13 protein-coding genes are annotated in these 18,268 nt (G+C 71.9%); all 13 read left to right on the forward strand.

Going from position 1 to position 18,268, the window contains the following annotated elements; all coding sequences use genetic code 11:
- The first annotated feature begins 17 nt into the window (after nt 1–17).
- The 13 genes from ABT057_RS09975 to ABT057_RS10035 are packed head-to-tail and all read left to right on the forward strand — an operon-like array spanning nt 18 to nt 18,265.
- Nucleotides 18–1,334, forward strand: coding sequence for a nucleotide sugar dehydrogenase (locus tag ABT057_RS09975; protein WP_352341983.1), 1,317 nt, complete (start codon nt 18–20; stop codon nt 1,332–1,334).
- Complete coding sequence (locus ABT057_RS09980) at nt 1,324–2,589, forward strand: glycosyltransferase family 4 protein (RefSeq protein ID WP_352341984.1); 1,266 nt, start codon at nt 1,324–1,326, stop codon at nt 2,587–2,589. The genes ABT057_RS09975 and ABT057_RS09980 overlap by 11 nt, the downstream gene beginning before the upstream one ends.
- The gene (locus ABT057_RS09985; protein ID WP_352341985.1) at nt 2,586–3,962 is read left to right on the forward strand and encodes a Wzz/FepE/Etk N-terminal domain-containing protein; all 1,377 of its coding nucleotides are present in this window, start codon (nt 2,586–2,588) and stop codon (nt 3,960–3,962) included. The genes ABT057_RS09980 and ABT057_RS09985 overlap by 4 nt, the downstream gene beginning before the upstream one ends.
- Nucleotides 3,959–5,479, forward strand: coding sequence for a Wzz/FepE/Etk N-terminal domain-containing protein (locus tag ABT057_RS09990; protein ID WP_352341986.1), 1,521 nt, complete (start codon nt 3,959–3,961; stop codon nt 5,477–5,479). Before ABT057_RS09985 ends, ABT057_RS09990 begins: the two co-directional genes overlap by 4 nt.
- A gap of 3 nt (nt 5,480–5,482) precedes the next feature.
- A complete protein-coding gene (gene asnB / locus ABT057_RS09995; RefSeq protein ID WP_352341987.1) occupies nt 5,483–7,417 on the forward strand; it encodes an asparagine synthase (glutamine-hydrolyzing) in 1,935 nt (644 codons plus the stop codon).
- Nucleotides 7,418–7,437: 20 nt separating this feature from the next.
- On the forward strand, nt 7,438–9,633 hold the full coding sequence (locus ABT057_RS10000) for a bi-domain-containing oxidoreductase (RefSeq protein WP_352341988.1): 2,196 nt from the start codon (nt 7,438–7,440) through the stop codon (nt 9,631–9,633).
- Nucleotides 9,630–11,606 carry a heparinase II/III family protein gene (locus ABT057_RS10005; RefSeq protein WP_352341989.1) on the forward strand — a complete coding sequence of 659 codons (1,977 nt, stop codon included), beginning with the start codon at nt 9,630–9,632 and terminating at the stop codon, nt 11,604–11,606. The genes ABT057_RS10000 and ABT057_RS10005 overlap by 4 nt, the downstream gene beginning before the upstream one ends.
- Before the next feature lie 8 nt (nt 11,607–11,614).
- Entirely contained in the window at nt 11,615–13,138 is a 1,524-nt protein-coding gene (locus ABT057_RS10010; protein ID WP_352341990.1) for a right-handed parallel beta-helix repeat-containing protein, read from the forward strand.
- Between the two features lies 1 nt (nt 13,139).
- Entirely contained in the window at nt 13,140–14,387 is a 1,248-nt protein-coding gene (locus ABT057_RS10015) for an O-antigen ligase family protein (protein WP_352341991.1), read from the forward strand.
- A 2-nt stretch (nt 14,388–14,389) separates the two neighbouring features.
- On the forward strand, nt 14,390–15,598 hold the full coding sequence (locus ABT057_RS10020; protein ID WP_352341992.1) for a glycosyltransferase: 1,209 nt from the start codon (nt 14,390–14,392) through the stop codon (nt 15,596–15,598).
- On the forward strand, nt 15,595–16,830 hold the full coding sequence (locus ABT057_RS10025) for a class I SAM-dependent methyltransferase (protein ID WP_352341993.1): 1,236 nt from the start codon (nt 15,595–15,597) through the stop codon (nt 16,828–16,830). Before ABT057_RS10020 ends, ABT057_RS10025 begins: the two co-directional genes overlap by 4 nt.
- Entirely contained in the window at nt 16,827–17,621 is a 795-nt protein-coding gene (locus ABT057_RS10030) for a sugar phosphate nucleotidyltransferase (protein WP_352341994.1), read from the forward strand. Before ABT057_RS10025 ends, ABT057_RS10030 begins: the two co-directional genes overlap by 4 nt.
- Nucleotides 17,618–18,265 (forward strand): PIG-L deacetylase family protein, encoded by a 648-nt coding sequence (locus tag ABT057_RS10035; protein ID WP_352341995.1) that lies wholly within the window; start codon nt 17,618–17,620, stop codon nt 18,263–18,265. Before ABT057_RS10030 ends, ABT057_RS10035 begins: the two co-directional genes overlap by 4 nt.
- The last annotated feature ends 3 nt before the right edge of the window (nt 18,266–18,268 follow it).

The raw sequence follows: 18,268 nt of genomic DNA on the forward strand, positions 1-18,268 counted from the left end.
GGGGGGAGGAACGAGTCATGAGGGTCAGCGTTTTCGGGCTCGGCTACGTGGGCTGCGTGTCGGCCGCGTGCCTGGCCAGCATGGGCCACGAGGTCGTCGGGGTGGACGTGAACCAGGTGAAGGTCGACCTGGTCAACGACGGCAAGGCCCCGGTGGTCGAGGAGCGGATAGGTGAGCTCATCGCCGAGGTCGTGCGGACCGGAGCGTTGCGCGCCACCCGCGACGTCCGCGAGGCGATCATGGACAGCGAGGTGTCGCTGGTCTGCGTGGGCACACCGTCGGAGCCCAACGGCAGCCTGTGCACCACGTACTTGGAGCGGGTCACCGAGGAGATCGGCGCCGCGCTGGCCGAGCGGGGGGGCCGGCACACCGTCGTGTTCCGCAGCACCATGCTCCCGGGCACCTGCCTGAACCTGCTGGTGCCGATCCTGGAGAAGTACGTCGGCGGCACGGCCGGAGTGGACATCGGGGTCGCGGTCAACCCGGAGTTCCTGCGCGAGGGCACGAGCGTGCGGGACTTCTTCGACCCGCCCAAGACCGTCATCGGCGAGCTCGACGCGGCAAGCGGCGACGCGGTGATGGCGCTGTACGACGGCCTGCCCGGCGAGGTGTTCCGGGTGCCGGTCCCGACCGCCGAGGCGATCAAGTACGCGGACAACGCGTTCCACGGCCTCAAGATCGGCTTCGCGAACGAGCTGGGCGCGGTGTGCCAGGCGCTCGGGGTGGACTCGCACCAGGTGATCGACGTGTTCCTGGCCGACCGCAAGCTGAACATCAGCCCCGCCTACCTGCGGCCCGGCTTCGCCTTCGGCGGCTCCTGCCTGCCCAAGGACCTGCGCAGCCTGGTCCACGCGGCGCAGCGGGCCGACGTCTCGGTGCCCATCCTCTCCCACGTGCTGCCCTCCAACGCCGACCACCTGCAGCGCGCGGTGGACCTGGTGGAGCGCACCGGCAAGCGCCGGGCGGGCCTGTTCGGGCTGTCCTTCAAGCCCGGCACCGACGACCTCCGCGAGAGCCCGCTCGTCGAACTGGCGGAGAGACTCTTCGGCAAGGGTTACGACCTCAAGATCTACGACGCCAATGTGAGCCTGTCCCGGCTGCTCGGCGCGAACCGCGAGTACATCGAGACCCGGCTGCCGCACCTCGCGCAGCTGCTCGCGGACTCCGTCGAGGAGGTGCTCGAGCACGCCGACGTGTGCCTGGTCGGGACCAGGGATCCGGCCGTGCTGTCGGCGCTGCCTCATGGCGACGGCACGGTGATCGTCGACCTCATCCGCCTTCCCGACGCCGAAGCGCGCCGGGCCGAACCGGGGTACGTGGGCCTTGCTTGGTGACGCGACCGGCGGCGACCGGCACGACCGGCGCGCGCTGATCCTGGTGGAGAACCTGTCGGTGCCGTTCGACCGGCGGGTGTGGCAGGAGTGCACGACGCTGCGCGACGCCGGCTGGGAGGTGCACGTCATCTGTCCCCAGGGGAGCAAACGGGACACGGAGCCGGAGGCGGAGATCGACGGGGTGCGGATCCACCGCTACCCGTTGCGCGCGGCCACCGGAGGGCCGGCCGGCTACCTGCGGGAGTACGGGTCGGCGTTGTGGCACACGTTCCGGCTGGCCCGGAAGGTCGGCCCGGTCGACGTGGTCCACGCCTGCAACCCGCCCGACCTGCTGTTCCTGCCGGCCCTGTGGCTGAAGCGGCGCGGCGCGCGGTTCGTCTTCGACCAGCACGACCTGGTGCCCGAGCTGTACCTCTCCCGGTTCGACCGCGGCGAAGACCTGCTCTACCGCGCCGTGTGCGCGCTGGAACGGCGGACCTACCGGGCCGCGGACATCGTGCTCGCCACGAACGAGAGCTACCGGGAGGTCGCGGTGCGCCGTGGCGGCCGGCGGCCGGAGGACGTCTTCGTGGTGCGCAGCGCGCCCGACATCGACCGGTTCCACCCCGTACCGCCCGAGCCGGAACTGAAGCGCGGCAAGCCCCATCTGCTGTGCTACCTCGGCGTCATGGGCCCGCAGGACGGCGTCGACTACGCCCTGCGAGCCCTCGCGAAGCTGCGCGACGAGCTCGGGCGGACCGACTGGCACGCGGTGTTCGTCGGTGGCGGCGACACCTTCGACGCGATGGTGGAACTGTCCCGGGAGCTCGGGCTGTCGGAGCAGGTGCAGTTCACCGGGCGCATTCCGGACGCCGACCTGGTGCGCTACCTGTCCACCGCGGACGTGTGCCTCTCCCCCGACCCGCGCAATCCGCTCAACGACGTGTCGACCATGAACAAGGTCCTGGAGTACATGGTGATGGGCCGGCCGATCGTCTCGTTCGACCTCCGGGAGGCGCGCGTCTCCGCCGGTGACGCCGCCGTCTACGCGCCCGCAAACGACGAGGCCCGGTTCGCCGGGCTCGTCGCGCTGCTGCTGGACGATCCGGAGAAGCGGGCCCAGATGGGAAAGATCGGCGAGGAACGGATCAGCGGACCGCTCTCCTGGCGGAACTCCCAGCGATCGCTGCTCGCCGCGTACGCCGCAGCCTGCCGTGACAACCCTCCGGTGCCGGCAGGCGACCCGGACCGGGCGAGGAAGAGGCAGCGCCGTTGAGCGATGACACGATACGCCTGGTCACCATCGGGCGGATTATCCGCCGGCGCTGGCGGCTGCTCACCATCCTCGCCCTGGTGGGTGCGCTCGTCGGCTACGGCGCCTCCTTGTTGTTCCCGCCGCGCTACACGACCTCGGCATCGGTGCTGCTGCCGGGGACGTGGGAGGAGCGCGAGCTGCTGACCCAGGCGGAGGTGGCGACCAGTTCGGTGGTGGTCGACCGCGCGGCCGCCACGCTCGGCTGGTCCGGGGTGAGCGGCAGCGACCTGCGGGATCAGGTCAGCGCCAAGGCCACCGACGGGAACATCATCAAGATCTCCGGCACGGCCGACACCCCGGAGCGCGCGAAGCGGCTCTCCGACCAGGTGGCCAAGGACTTCGTCTCCTACGCCACGCGGATCGCGAACGACAGCGCCGACCCCGAAGCGGCGGCGGAGCTCGACGCGCTTCAGCAGGCGGTGCAGGACACCAGCCGCCGCATCAGCAAGCTCGCTGACGCGGCCGATCCGGGGCAGACCGTGGAGAGTGTGCAGACCCGCACCGAGCTGGAGAAGCTGCGCACCGCGCTGCGGGAGGCCATCAACACGCTGGAGCAGGCCGACCCGGCCAAGAACGAGGCGAAGAACCTGGTCGTCATGGGGTCGGCGGCCCGGCCGACCGGCGAGGCACCGCCGACGAGGAACCAGCTCATCGCCGGCGGAGCGCTGCTGTTCTTCCTGTTCGCGGTCATCGGCCATCTCACCACCGCGCGGATGAGCCGCCGGCTGCGCGGCGAACCGGAGATCACCGCCGCGCTGGGCGCGGCGGTGCTGGGCATCGTCGACGTGCCCGTCGAACGGCCCACGCACCGGTCGGAAGGCCGTGGCCCGCGGGCTTGGATCCGCCGGCTGCTGGGCCTCGACGTCCGGTGGGACATCCCGACCCCGCAGACGTCCGGCGACGAGGCCAGCAGGCGGATCCGCTACCGGCGGGTGTGCTCCCGTCTCCGGGACCAGCTGCCGCCCCCGCGGCGGCTGCTGGTCGTCTTCCCCGAAGGGGACGAGATCGCCCGCCGGGCCGCCGGTCAGCTCGTCGTCGAGGCCGGGAGCGGTCCGCTGCTGCGGGCGGTGGCGGTTTCGGTGTCCCGGCCGATGGTGCCGGACCGCGGCCACGAGTCCGGTGTCCTGGTCGTGCTCAGCCCCGGCAGCTGGACCGCGGGGGAACTCACCGGCATCGCCGAGGCGTGTGCGGACGCCAAGCACGCGGTCGCCGGCATCGTCCTCGCCGGTCCGGTCCGTGCGACGGGGCCGGCCGGCCACTCTCGGCATGCCGCTGTACCGGAGCTCGCGGCCTTCGACGGCGAACTGGACGACGCGACGGGAGTCACAGGGTGACGACGAGCACGACTCCGGATTCGTCGGGCGCCGCTCCGCTGCTGGATCTGCAGGCCCTGGTGGCGGCGGTGCGCAGGCGGCGCCGCCTCTGGTGCTCCCTCGCGGTGCTGGGGCTGCTCGTCGGCGCGGCGGCGGCGTTCCTGCTGCCGCAGCCGCCGACCGCGGTGACCAAGGTGCTGGTCGCGCATGAGGAGGACCAGCCGAACGACCCCGGAACGCTGATCCGCACCGACGTCGCGCTGCTGCAGACCACACGGATCGCCGACAAGGCCCTGAAGTCCCTCAAGTCCCGGGAGGAAGCCGAGGACTTCATGAAGGACTACAGCGGCATCGGTCTGACCAACAACCTGCTGCAGATCACCGTGACCGGTGACAGCGACGCGGAAGCGGTGGCCCGCGCCAAGGCGTTGGCCGACGCGTTCGTCGCGGACCACGTGCGGCGGATACGGGCGGCCGCGGACGCCGAGGCCAAGGCCCTGCGCGACCAGCGTGACCAGCTGAAGGACCAACTGAAGCAGGTCAACAAGGCGATCGGAGACGGAACGGAGACGAACGGGCCGGAGTCGTCGGCGGACCTGGAGTCGCTCTATGCCCGCAGAGCCGAACTCACCTCGCAGATCACCGATTTCAGCCAGCGCGCCGCGGAGGCGAGCATCGGCACGCCCCGGCTCGTCGCCGGCACGCAGATCGTTGACGCCGCGCACGTGGTGCGGCACTCCCTGCCCAGGGCCGCTGCCACCGACGCCGGGATCGGGCTCTTCCTCGGGCTCTTCCTCGGGCTCGCGGCGGCCGCGGTCGGCGCGGTGGTGGCGGACCGTCCCGTGCTGCGCCGGGAGATCGCCGCGAACCTGGGCGCCTCGGTCATCGCGGAGCTGCCCCACCGGTCGGCCGGGCGATGGCAGCGCCGCCGGGTCCGGGCGGCACGCGAACGGCTCACCACGTCCCTGGCCCGTGCCGTGCGCGGCTCGGTGGAGCCCGTGTCGCTGCTGGAACTGGGCTGCGCGCGCAACACGAGCGTGATCGCCCTGGACCTCGCCAGGGCACTGTCGGCGGAGGGGCCGGTGTTCGTCGTCGACGGTCTGCCAGGGCGGCAGCTGGCCGGCCGCCGTCCGAAGCCGGGGGACCCGGCCGTGGTCACCGGCGAGCGTGCCGCGGCCGTGTCGCACCAGGAGCGCCGGCTCGGCGTCGGCTCGGTGGCGCCCGGCACGGCGTGGACCGATCTCCAGTACCTCGGCACTCGGACCGTGCTCGTCGTGCGGGCCGGCCACGGCAGCGCCGCATGGCTGCACACCGTGGCCCGGCAGCTCGCGGACCAGCGCATTCCGGTGATCGGTGTGGTGCTGATCGACCCCGATCCGCGTGACCGGACCGACGGCACGCTGTGGGACGGCCTGCAGACGGCGCTGCGCGGCCAGAACGATCGGCCGGCCCGGCAGACCGGGACGGGCCAGCGGTGGACGGAGCGGCTGCCGATGTGGGCGGCGCGAGTCCCGGACAGCGACCAGGAGGCGCGGTAGCACATGTGTGGCATCGCAGGCACTTACCGATGGCCGGACGGGAAGGTCGTGACCGACCGGCTCACCGATGCCCTCGCCCACCGCGGTCCGGACGGGGCGGGCCGGTACAGCCACCCCGCCGGTGACGGGGAAGTACATCTCGGGCACCGCCGGCTGTCCATCATCGACCTGTCCGAGACCGGCGCCCAGCCGATGGTCTCCGGCGGTCTCGTCCTGACGTACAACGGCGAGCTGTACAACGCGCCCGAGCTGCGTGCCGAGCTGGCGGCGGCCGGGGTGCGTTTCCGCGGCACCTCCGACACCGAGGTGCTGCTGGAGGCCTGGCGGCGCTGGGGCACGGACTGCCTGCCCCGGCTGCGCGGCATGTTCGCGTTCGGGATCTTCGACGAGCGGACCGGTGACCTGGTGCTCGCCCGCGACCAGCTCGGCATCAAACCGCTGTTCCTGCTCCGGCGCGGCGAGGGTCTGATGTTCGCCTCGGAGCTGAAGGCGCTCGCCGCCGTGAGCGGCGGGTCGCTGGAGGTGGACCATGCGGCGCTGGTGGCCTCGCTGCTGTACTACTGGGTGCCGGACTCACGGTGCGCGTTCCGCGAGGCGGAGAAGCTGCCGCCGGGAAGCTGGCTGCGGTGCCGGGCGGACGGCCGGACGGAGCGCGGCCGGTTCTGGCATCTGAAGGACGTCGCGGCCGAGGCCCGGGAGCGGGCCCTGGCCGGCGAGCTGCCGGATGTCGCCGCCGTCGTCGAGGACTCGACCCGGCGTCATCTGCTCTCCGACGTGCCCGTGGCGACCTTCCTGTCCGGCGGTCTCGACTCCAGCTATCTGACCGCGCTGGCGGCCCGCGACCGGCCCGGGATCTCCGCCTACACGATCGGGTTCCGCGCCGAGGACGCCAGGTTCGAGGCGATGCCGGACGACCTGCGCTACGCCCGGCAGGTGGCCGAGCGGTTCGGCGTCGACCTGCACGAGATCGAGATCGCTCCGAACGTGCTCGACATGCTGCCGCAGATGACGTACCACCTGGACGAGCCGATCGGCGACCCCGCCGCGATCAACACGTTCCTGATCTGCCAGGCCGCGCGGGAGGCCGGGGTCAAGGTGATGCTCTCGGGGATGGGCGCCGACGAGCTGTTCGCCGGGTACCGCAAGCACCTGGCCAACCTGATGGCGCTGCGCTACCAGCGCGTCCCGCGGCCCCTGCGGCGCGGCCTGTCCGCCGCCGTGGACCGGCTGCCGGTCGCGACGGCCCGGCGGGGGTACCGGTCGGTGCGCTTCGCGAAGCGGTTCCTCTCCTTCGCCGATCTGCCGGAGGAGACCGCGTTCCGGCGCAGCTACACCATGTACGACCGGGACGAGCTGCTCGCCCTGATCGATCCCGACCTGGCCGGGACGGTCGATGACGTGCTGACCGAGCACGCGGACGTCTACCGGGACAACGACCTCGACGACTTCGTCAACCGCATGTGCCTGGCCGACGCCCGGATGTTCCTGCCGGGCCTCAACCTCGCCTACACGGACCGGTCGAGCATGGCCGCGTCGACCGAGGTGCGGGTGCCGTACGTGGACGTCGAGGTGGTCAAGGCGGCGTTCGCCGTACCCGGTGACCGCAAGATCGTCGGACGGCAGGGCAAGGCCGTCCTCAAGGAGGCGGCCACGTCGATCCTGCCCCGGGAGATCGTGTACCGGCCCAAGGGCCTGTTCAGCGCCCCGCTGCGCGCCTGGATGAGCCGGGATCTGGCTCCGCTGGTGCGCGAGGTGGTGAACGACGGCGTGCTCGTCGGTTCCGGGCTCCTGCGCCGCGACGCGCTGGCGCGCATGGTCGCCGCGGACGCCGCCGGGCAGCAGGACTTCTCCAAGCATCTGTGGCATGTGCTGACCCTCGAGTACTGGTATCGCGGCGCGACCTCCGGGGCCGGCCAGAACTCTCCCTCGACTGCGTAGAAAACAAGGGGACTTCTTCGGTGAAACAGGTTGTGCAGAACTACAAGAGCGGCGAGCTGGCCCTGCTCGACGTGCCGGTGCCGGGGTGCAAGCCGGGCGGTGTGCTGGTCCGCAGCGCCTACTCGCTGATATCCACCGGGACCGAGCTCATGAAGGTGTCCGAGGCCGGCATGTCGATGGTGGGCAAGGCCCGCTCCCGGCCGGACCAAGTGGCGAAGGTCCTGCAGAGCGTGGCCACCAACGGGGTGCCCGCCACCTACCGCAAGGTGATGGGCAAGCTGGACTCCTACACGCCGCTGGGCTACTCGCTGTGCGGGGTGGTCGAGGAGGTCGGCACCGGGATCGACGATGTGAAGGTCGGCGACCTCGTGGCCTGCGCCGGCAATGAGCACGCGTTGCACGCCGAGTTGAACTGGGTGCCGAAGAACCTCTACGCCCGGGTGCCGGACGGCCTCGCGCCGCGGCACGCGGCCTTCGGCACCGTCGGGTCGATCGCGATGCAGGGCGTCCGCCAGGGCGAGCCGCAGCTCGGCGAGGTGGCGCTGGTCATCGGCCTCGGGCTGATCGGGCAGCTGGTGGTGCAACTCCTCGGCGCCTCGGGAGTCCGCGTCATCGGGGTCGACCCCGACCCGGCGCGCTGCGAGCTCGCCGAGCGCCTGGGCGCGGCGGCCTGCGGCGATCCCGCCTCCGCGGCCGTGGAGACCGCCGTCGCCGAACTCACCGGCGGTCATGGCGTGGACCAGGTGTACCTGGCCGCCGGCGGCGGCAGCAACCAGCCCGTCGAGCTGGCCGCCCGGCTGAGCCGGGACCGCGGCCGGGTCGTCGACATCGGCAAGTGCCGCCTGGACCTGCCGTGGAACGCGTACTACGAGAAGGAACTCGACGTCCGGTTCTCCCGCAGTTACGGCCCCGGGCGCTACGACCCGGAGTACGAGCTCCAGGGGCGGGACTACCCGATCGGCTATGTGCGCTGGACCGAGCGCCGCAACCTGGCGTGCTTCCTCGACCTCGTCGCCCGCGGCCGCGTCGACGTGGAACCCCTGGTCTCCCACATCGCCGACTTCGACGACGCCGTCGAGACGTACCAGCGCCTGAAGGACGGCGACCTGAAGGCCGTGGCCGTGCTGTTCCGGTACCCCGAGCAGAAAGAGGAGGCGGGGGAAGCGGAGGCCCCGGCGGTGACCGTGCCCGCGGTGCGACGCGGCGGCGGCGCGTCCGCCCCGGCCCGGTCGGCCGGGACGCCGGTGCGGCTGGCGTTCGTCGGCGCGGGAAACTACGCGACGTCGATGCTGCTGCCGCACCTGGCACAGCGCGACGGCGTCGAGCTGTCGACGGTCGTCACCACGACGGCGCTGTCCGCGGCCAACGCGCAGCGGAAGTTCGGCTTCGCCGAGGCGACCACCGATCTCGACGCCGTGCTCGGCGACAAGTCCATCGACGCGGTGTTCGTCGTCACCCGGCACAGCTCGCACGCCGAACTGACCCGGAGGGCGCTGCTGGCCGGCAAGACCGTGTTCGTGGAGAAGCCGCTGGCGCTCACCGAGGACGAGCTGGCCGACGTGCTCGCGGCGGTGGAGGAATCCGGCAACGACCGGCTGCAGGTGGGCTTCAACCGCCGGTTCGCGCCGCTGCTGCAGGAGGCCGGGAAGCGGTTCGGCGCCCGGACCGGTCCGGCGAGCCTGCGCTACCTGGTCAACGCGGGCCGGCTGCAGCACGGCAGTTGGTATCTCCAGCAGGGCACCGAGGGCTCGCGGTTCGCCGGCGAGGGCGGGCACTTCATCGACACGGCGAGCGCGCTGCTCGAGGCCGATCCGGTATCGGTGTACGCGGTCGCCACGTCCGGCAACGAGGATCTGCAGGTCGTGCTGCGCTACCCGGACGGGTCCACCGCCACCATCAGCTACGTCACCACCGGCGCGTCCGGCTTCCCCAAGGAGACGCTGGACCTCGTCGCGGACGGCAAGGTGCTGCGGCTCGACGACTTCGTCCGTGCCACCGTGTACGACGGCCGCCGCAAGCAGTGGGTCGGTTCGCGGCTGCCGAAGGCCCGGGACAAGGGCCAGTCCGCCGAACTGGCCGCGTTCATCAAGGCCGTGCGGACCGGCGGGCCGATGCCGGTGCCGCTGGAGTCGCTGGTCGCGACCACGGCGGCCACCCTCGCCGTGCAGACCGGCCTGTCCGGTGGCGTGCCCGTGACACTGGCGGGGGCGCGATGACCGTGGTCGCGGGGAGTGCGGGCTGGTACCTGCGGCGGTTGTCCCGGATGGGACCGCGGGAGGTCGGCGGCCGCGTGGGCGACGCGGTGCGCAGGCGGCGGTGGCGGTCGGCGCCGCCGGACGGCCCGCGCGTGACCGGCGCCCGCTTCACCGCCGTACTGCCCGCGGGGACGATCGCCGCGGTGCCACCGGACGCCGCGAAACGCCTCGTCGCCGAGGCGGACCGGCTGATGGACGGGCACGGCGAGTTCTTCGGCGTGGACCGCGACGACCTGGCCGACCCGGACTGGTCGTACGACCCGAAGACGGGGCGCCGGGCGCCGTCGGGCTACGCCTTCGACGTGCCGTACCGCGACGAGGGCGCGGTCGGGGACATCAAACAGATCTGGGAGCCCTCCCGGCATCAGTACCTCACCCGGCTCGCCGCCGCCTACGCGGTCACCGGGGACGAGCGGTACGCCGAGCGGGTGGCCGAGCACCTGCGGTCGTGGTGGGCGGCCAACCCGCCGCTGCGCGGAGTGCACTGGACCAGCGGCATCGAGCTGGGGATCCGGCTGCTGTCCTGGGTGTGGATCCGCCGGCTGCTCGACGGCTGGGCGGGCGCGGCCGCTCTGTTCGAGGGCGACCCGGTGGCACTGGACCAGATCTGGCACCACCAGCGCTGGCTGGCCGCCTTCCCCAGCCGGGGGTCCTCGGCGAACAACCATGTCGTCGCCGAGGCCGCCGGGCAGTTCGCCGCGGCCTGCGCGTTCGGCTGGTTCCCCTCCTCGGCGCGCTGGCGAGCCAACGCGCTGCGCTCGCTGGAGCGGCAGCTGCGCGCCAACACCTTCGGCTCGGGCCTCAACCGCGAGCTGGCCACCGAGTATCACGGACTGGTGCTGGAGCTCGGCCTGGCCGCGGTGGCCGAGGCGGATGCCGCGGGCGTGCCGGTCCCCGCGTCGATCCGGCTGGTGCTGCTGCGGATGACCGACGCGCTCGCGGCCGTCGTGGACAGCCGGCTGCGGCCGCCTCGGCAGGGGGACGCGGACGACGGGCACGGTCTGGTCGTGGACGGCGCGGGCACCGACCGCTGGGGCTCGCTGCTGGCCACCGGGGACGCCGTGTTCGGCCGGCTGGCCTGGTGGCCGGAGGTGACCGGCACCGATGTGCGCACCCCGCTGCTGGCCGCGCTCATCCAGCCGTACTCGAAGAACGCAGCCGCACCGGCCGTGTCCCGCCCGGCGAGCCGGCCGGCGCATTTCGCCGACGCGGGCATGACCATCCTGCGTGGCCCGGCGGGGATCTGGTGCCGCTGCGACGGTGGTCCGCACGGATTCCTGTCCATCGCCGCGCACGCTCACGCGGACGCGCTGTCCGTGGAGGTCCGGCACGACGGGGTCGACGTGCTCGCCGACCCGGGGACGTTCTGCTACCACGGGCAGCCCGAGTGGCGGCAGTACTTCCGGTCGACCCTCGGCCACAACACCCTGCAACTGGACGGCGGCGACCAGTCCGTCTCCGGCGGCCCGTTCCTGTGGACCCGGCAAGCCCGCAGCCGAGTCCTGGTCGCGGACACCTCCGGCGCCGCCGACGGGGGGACGGCCCGCTGGTGCGCCGAGCACGACGGTTACCGGCCCTCCGTGCACCGCCGCCGGGTGGAGCTCACGGCCGCGAGCCAGGAGCTGAGGATCGTCGACGAGGTGCGCGGCCCGCGCCGGGCCGTGCGGCTGGCGTTCCACCTCGGCCCGGAGATCGCCGCGGACCTGGTGGGGAACCGGGCAGTGCTCACCTGGACCCGGGACGGCGAGGACCGCTCCGCGGCGCTCGACCTGCCCGGACAGCTGAGCTGGCGGGCGCATCGCGGCGAGAGCGACCCGCCACTGGGCTGGTACTCCGCCGGCTTCGGGCGCAAGGAACCCACCACGACGCTGGTCGGCACCGGCTTCGCCGACGGCGCGGACGGATTCACCACCGTGCTCGGGTTCCACGGTTAGGGGGGCGCGTGGGGATCAAGTGGCTGCACCGGGCGTGGCCTGCGGCACCGTTGGCGCTGGCCCTGCTGGCGGCGACCGGCTGTGAGAGCGGCACGACGGACGCGGCGCCGAAGCCGACCGCCGCGCCGTCCACGTCCGTGGCCCGGGTGTGCGCCAAGCCCGCGGCCGGGCCGGCGAAGGCACCGGCGGGCGCGGTGACCGTCGACCCGGCGGTGCCCGGCGACCTGGCCGCGAAGACCGAGAGCAGCCCCCCGCACACCACCTTCTGGCTTCGGCCGGGCAGGCACACGCTCATGTCGGAGCGCTACGACCAGGTGAGCCCCAAGGAGGGGGACGTCTACCTCGGCGCGCCGGGCGCGGTGCTCGACGGCCGGAAGACCAACCAGTACGCGTTCGTCGGCACCGCCCGCGACGTCACCATCCGCTACCTGACCGTGCAGGGATTCGACGCGCCCCGTGACGAGGGCGTGGTCAATCACGACTCGGCCGACGGGTGGGTGATCGAACACGCCACGATCCAGAACAACTCCGGCGCCGGGCTGATGGCCGGTGCCCGCCAGCGGGTCCGCGCCAGCTGCCTGCGCGACAACGGCCAGTACGGCATGAACGCCTACAAGGGCGCCGGCGTCATCAGCGGCCTGGTGGTCGAGGGCAACGAGATCGTGGGCAACAACAAGGACGACTGGGAGCGGCGGCGGCCGGACTGCGGCTGCAGCGGAGGCGTCAAATTCTGGGCCGTCGACGGCGCCGACATCAGCGGCAACTGGGTGCACGACAACCGCGGAACCGGGCTGTGGGCGGACACCGACAACAACGACTTCCTGATCGAGGGCAACCTGATCGAGGACAACGACGGTGCCGCGCTGATCTACGAGATCAGCTACAACGCGGTCATCCGGAAGAACACGATCCGGCGGAACAACTGGGTCGAGGGCCGTGCCTACGCCGCCGACGGCGACACCTTCCCGTTCGCGACCGTCTATCTCTCCGAGTCCGGCGGCGAACCGCGGATCCGAGCCCGCACGGACAAGATCGAGATCTACCGGAACGTGCTGGAGAACAACTGGAACGGGATCACCCTGTGGGAGAACGCCGACCGGTTCTGCAACAGCCCGGCCAACACCTCGTCCGGTGACTGCACGTTGCTGGTGAAGAACCCCGACCGCTGCGCGCAGCCGGCGATCGCCAAGGCACCGCTCTACGCCGACTGCCGGTGGAAGACCCAGCGGGTGGACATCCACGACAACCGCTTCGTGCTGGACAAGTCCGCCGTCGACTGCACGGTGAAGTGCGACCGGATGGCGGTGCTGTCCAACTACGGCACCTATCCGGACTGGTCGCCGTACAAGGGCGAGCGGGTGGCCGAGGCGATCACCCTCGAGCAGCACAACCGCTGGCACGACAACGTCTACGTCGGACCATGGACCTTCGTCGTCCACGACGCGAGCCGGACGGTCGGCTTCAAGCAGTGGCAGGCCACGCCGTACCGGCAGGACGCGGGCAGCACCTTCCGCGCAGGGGACGGTGGTTGAGATGAGATCCGCGAAAACCGGCACGGACCACACGTCGAAGATCGTCGGGACGGTCTGGGGACTGCTCGTCCTCAACACCCTTGGCTCCGCCGGGGCGAGGACCATCGTCCCGCTGCCCCGCTCCCTCATCCAGATGGTCACCATGGGCTCGCTGGCCGCCGCGTTCGCGCTGGCGCTCGTGCTCAACCCCCGGGTGCGCATCCGGGCCAGCGCCTACGTGTTCCTGCTCACCCTGCTGCTGGTGCCGAGCCTGATCTCCAGCGTGGACCAGGGGGCCGGGTTCGGCGCGCTGTTCCGCTGCGCCCGGCTGGCTCTCTTCATCGGCACGCTGTGGCTGCTCAGCCGCTGGTGGGACGGCGGCACGACATTCGTCAGGCACCACATCCGGATGTACTTCGCGGTGCTCGCGTCGGTGGCCGCCGGCTTGGTCGTCTCACCGGGCGCCGCCATGCCCGACCTCTACGGCGGGCGGCTGGTCGGCGCGTTGTGGCCGCTCACCCCGCCGCAGATCGGACAGTACGCCGCGGTGATCATCGGGCTCACCGTGCTGCTCCTCCTGGGCCGCCGGACCGACCGGACCAGCGCGGCGGTGGTCATCGTGCCCTCCCTCGTCCTGCTCGCGCTGACCCACACCCGGACGGCCACGCTCGGCCTGATCATCGCGCTGGTGCTGGCGATCACCTCCCTCGTCCTGACCAGCGCCGCCGCCCGCCGGCTCTTCTCCTGGGCGGTGCTGTGCGCCGCGGTGGCGGCGGTGGGGTTCAGCTCCGCGCTCCAGGCGTGGTTCCTGCGCGGGCAGAGCCAGGAGAACTTCGCCAGCCTCACCGGCCGGGCCAAGGTCTGGCACGCCCTGCTGACGGCACCCCGGACGACCTCGGAGAACCTGTTCGGCACGGGCCTGGGCGACAAGTCGTTCGGCGGGCTGCCGATCGACAACAGCTGGCTGGCCGTCTACAACGAGCAGGGCATGACCGGGATCGCCCTGGTGGCGGCGATCATCATCGTGCTGGGCGGCGTCGCGTTGCTGCGGCCGCCGTCGCTGTCGAGGGCCTGCGCGATCTTCCTGATCAGCTACTGCGCGATCGCCTCGTACACCGAGGCCGGACTGGGCGACGCCTCGCCGTATCTGCTGCATCTGGCCGTGGCCGCCTCGCTGCTGGCGGCACCTGCCGAGGCCGCTCCCCTGCCGACGCCCGAACCCACTCGACGCCCCGTCCCGCGATGGGCCCGAAGCTCGGAGGTGACCTGAGCATGCACGTCCTCGTGGTGCACAACCGCTACGCCTCGGCGCAGCCGAGCGGCGAGAACAAAGTCGTCGACCAGGAGGTCGCGCTGCTGCGCGCGGCCGGCCACCGGGTCGACGTGTTCGAGCGGCGCAGCGACGACATCGCCGCCCGGTCCCTGCTGGGAAAGGCCGCGGTACCGCTCCTCGTGCCGTGGAACCCGGCGGTCCGCGCGGAACTCGCCGCCCGGCTTCGCACCGAGCGGCCGGACGTGGTGCATGTGCACAACGTCTTCCCGCTCCTGTCGCCGGCGGTGCTGGCCGCCTGCGCCGACGCCGGTGTGCCCGCCGTCGCCACGCTGCACAACTACACCCAGGTCTGCCCGCCCGGCACGCTGCAGCGGGACGGCCGGCCGTGCACCGAGTGCGTCGGGTCCGCGCCGCTGCCCGCCGTCCGGCACGGCTGTTACCGCAGCTCCCGCCTCGCGACGGTGCCGCTCGCGGTCAGCCTGTCGGTCAACCGGCGGCGGTGGTGGTCCGGCGTGGAGCGGTTCTTCTGCATCTCCGCGGCGCAGCGCGACGTCCTGGTGCGGGCCGGCATGCCGGCCGAACGGCTGGCGGTGAAGCACAACTTCGTGCCCGACCCGGGCGCCTGCCGGGAGGGCGACGGCGAGCATGTGCTCTATCTCGGCCGGCTCGCGGAGGCCAAGGGGGTGCGGCTGCTCATGGCCGCATGGGACGAGATCGCCGCGGACGGTGGTGTGGGCGTGCCGCTCGTCATCGCCGGGGCGGGGCCGTTGGAGGGCGAGGTGACCGCCTGGGCATCGGGACGGGACGACGTGCGCTACGTCGGCCTGTACGACACGGCGGAGTGCCAGAAGGCCATCGCGCGGTCGGTGGCCGTGGTGGCTCCCTCGACGTGGCTGGAGGCGTTCGGCCTGGTGGTCGTGGAGGCGATGGCGGCCGGGGTCCCGGTCGTCGCCGCCGGTCACGGCGCGTTCGTCGAACTCGTCGAGGACGGGGTGACCGGGCTGCTGCACCGGCCGGGCGAGTCCGCCTCGCTCGCGTCCTGCATACGCCGGATCGCGGCCGAGCCGGCCCGCAACCGGGAGATGGGCGAGGTGGCCCGGCGCCGTTACGAGCAGGGCTTCAGCCCGGCAGTGGGGCTGGAGCGCCTGGTGGAGGGGTACCGCACCGCGATCGCGGGTCGGACAGAACTAATGGGGGGCAGTAAATGACACGATGCCGACTCTGCGGCTCGGCGGCGCTCGCGAGCGTCGTCGATCTGGGGGCGACCCCGCCATGTGAGAGCTTTCTCGCCGCGGACCAACTGGACCAGCCGGAGCCGGCGTACCCGCTGCACCTGCGGGTCTGCACCGACTGCTGGCTCGCGCAGATCCCTCCGCTGATCACGCCGGAGGAGACGTTCAAGGAGTACGCGTACTTCTCCTCGTACTCGACCTCCTGGGTGGAGCACGCGCGCACCTTCGTCGCCGACGCCGTGGAGCGTCTTGCTCTCGGCCCGGACGCCTTCGTGGTCGAGGTCGCGAGCAACGACGGGTACCTGCTGAGGCATGTGGTGGACCGGGGGATCCGCTGCCTGGGCATCGAGCCGTCGGTGAACGTCGGCGCCACGGCGCGCGACGCGGGTGTGCCCACGCTCACGGAGTTCCTCTCCCCGGACACCGGCTCGGCCGTCCGCGCCGAGCACGGCCCGGCGGACCTGGTCGTGGCCAACAACGTGTACGCGCACATCCCCGACGTGGTCGGGTTCACCCAGGGGCTGCGTGCCCTGGTCGCCGACGACGGCTGGGTCTCCATCGAGGTGCAGCACCTGCTGACCCTGATCGAGGAGAACCAGTACGACACGATCTACCACGAGCACTTCCAGTACTACACGGTGGCGTCCGCGATCCGGGCGCTGGCGAGCGGCGGACTCGCGCTCGTGGACGTCGAGCTGCTGCCCACGCACGGCGGCTCCATCCGGCTGTGGGCCCGGCCGAACGATGTGGCCGGCGAGCCGACGCAGCGGGTGGCCGACGTGCTGGCCCGGGAGAAGGCCGCCGGGCTGCAGGAGCTGTCCGGGTACACCGAGTTCTCCGCCCGGGTGGCCAAGGTGCGGCGGGACCTGCTGCGGTTCCTCATCGAGGCGGCCGAGCGCGGCGAGACGGTCGTCGGCTACGGCGCCCCGGGCAAGGGCAACACCCTGCTCAACCACTGCGGCATCCGGCCGGACCTGCTCCCGTACACGGTCGACCGCAACCCCTACAAGCACGGCAGGTTCACCCCGGGCACCCGCATCCCGATCCTGTCGCCCGAGCAGATAGCCGCCGACAAGCCGGACTACGTCCTCGTCCTCCCGTGGAACCTGCGGGCCGAGCTGGTCCAGCAGCTGTCCTTCGTGCACGACTGGGGCGGTCGTCTGGTCTTTCCCATCCCGGAACTGAGCATTGTCGAGGTCAAGTCATGAAGGTCGTTCTGTTCTGCGGCGGTTACGGGATGCGCATGCGCAACGGAACCTCCGACGACGTGCCCAAGCCGATGGCGATGGTCGGGCCGCGACCGCTGATCTGGCATGTCATGCGCTACTACGCGCACTTCGGGCACACGGAGTTCATCCTGTGTCTCGGGTACGGGGCCCACCACATCAAGGACTTCTTCCTCAATTACGAGGAGACGACGTCCAACGACTTCGTGCTGCGGGGCGGGCGGACCGAGCTGCTGTCCACCGACATCTCGGACTGGACGATCACGTTCGCGCAGACCGGCATCGAGTCACCGATCGGGGAGCGGCTGCGCCGGGTGCGTCACCACCTGGACGGCGACGAGATGTTCCTCGCCAACTACGCCGACGTGCTCACCGACGCCCCGCTGCCGGAGATGATCGACCGGTTCGCTCAGCGCGACGCCGGTGCGTCGATGATGGTGGTGCCGCCGCAGTCCTCGTTCCACTGCGTGGAGCTGGGCGAGGACGGCCTGGTGGGAGGCATCACCGCGGTGAGCGAACTGCCGCTGTGGGAGAACGGCGGCTACTTCGTGCTCCGCCAGGAGGTCTTCGACCACATCCCGGAGAACGGGGACCTGGTCGCCGACGGATGTGCCCAACTGGCCAAGCGCGGCCGGCTGGTGGCGCATCAGCACCGCGGCTTCTGGAAGCCGACCGACACCGTGAAGGAGCGGGCCGCGCTCGACGACGCCTACGCGAGGGGCGACCGTCCGTGGGCCGTGTGGGAGCGGGACACCGCCGGAGCGAGAGCGTGATCCGGCTCGGGGCCGGACCCCTGGACCGGATCGTCGCGGTGGGCGCGCACTGCGACGACATCGCCATCGGCGCCGGCGGCACGCTGCTGACGCTGTGCCTCGCGCGGCCGGGTGTCCGCGTCGACGCGCTGGTGCTCTCCGGCGGCGGCACCGACCGGGAGCAGGAGGAGCGGGCCGCGCTCGCCGCCTTCTGCCCGGGCGCCGACCTGCGGCTGACCGTGCACAAGCTGCCGGACGGACGGCTGCCCGCGCACTGGGAGGAGGCCAAGGCCGCGGTCGAGGAGCTGCGTCTGCAGACCGACCCGGATCTGGTCCTCGCCCCGCGTACCGAGGACGCGCACCAGGACCACCGCGGCCTGGCGAAGCTGATACCCACCGCGTTCCGCGACCACATGGTCCTCGGCTACGAGATCGTCAAGTGGGACGGCGATCTCGGCCGTCCCACGGCGTACCAGCCGCTGTCGCCGGAGACCGCCGAACAGAAGGTGCGGCTGTTGCAGGAGCACTACCCCTCGCAGCGGCACCGGCCCTGGTACGACCGGGAAGCCTTCCTCGGGCTGGCCCGGATCCGCGGTATCGAATGCCACGCGCGCTACGCCGAGGCGTTCGCCGTCACCAAACTCACGCTCAACCTGGGGGGTTGAACC

The organism is Streptomyces sp. NPDC002588 (genome assembly GCF_040295925.1).
Lineage (GTDB): Bacteria > Actinomycetota > Actinomycetes > Streptomycetales > Streptomycetaceae > Streptomyces.

What these genes read in the sequence shown, in the direction of transcription:
- ABT057_RS09975 (WP_352341983.1), top strand. Translation starts at nt 18, where the DNA reads ATGAGGGTCAGCGTTTTCGGGCTCGGCTACGTGGGCTGCGTGTCGGCC.
- asnB (WP_352341987.1), top strand. Translation starts at nt 5,483, where the DNA reads ATGTGTGGCATCGCAGGCACTTACCGATGGCCGGACGGGAAGGTCGTG.
- ABT057_RS10005 (WP_352341989.1), top strand. Translation starts at nt 9,630, where the DNA reads ATGACCGTGGTCGCGGGGAGTGCGGGCTGGTACCTGCGGCGGTTGTCC.
- ABT057_RS10015 (WP_352341991.1), top strand. Translation starts at nt 13,140, where the DNA reads ATGAGATCCGCGAAAACCGGCACGGACCACACGTCGAAGATCGTCGGG.
- ABT057_RS10020 (WP_352341992.1), top strand. Translation starts at nt 14,390, where the DNA reads ATGCACGTCCTCGTGGTGCACAACCGCTACGCCTCGGCGCAGCCGAGC.
- ABT057_RS10025 (WP_352341993.1), top strand. Translation starts at nt 15,595, where the DNA reads ATGACACGATGCCGACTCTGCGGCTCGGCGGCGCTCGCGAGCGTCGTC.
- ABT057_RS10030 (WP_352341994.1), top strand. Translation starts at nt 16,827, where the DNA reads ATGAAGGTCGTTCTGTTCTGCGGCGGTTACGGGATGCGCATGCGCAAC.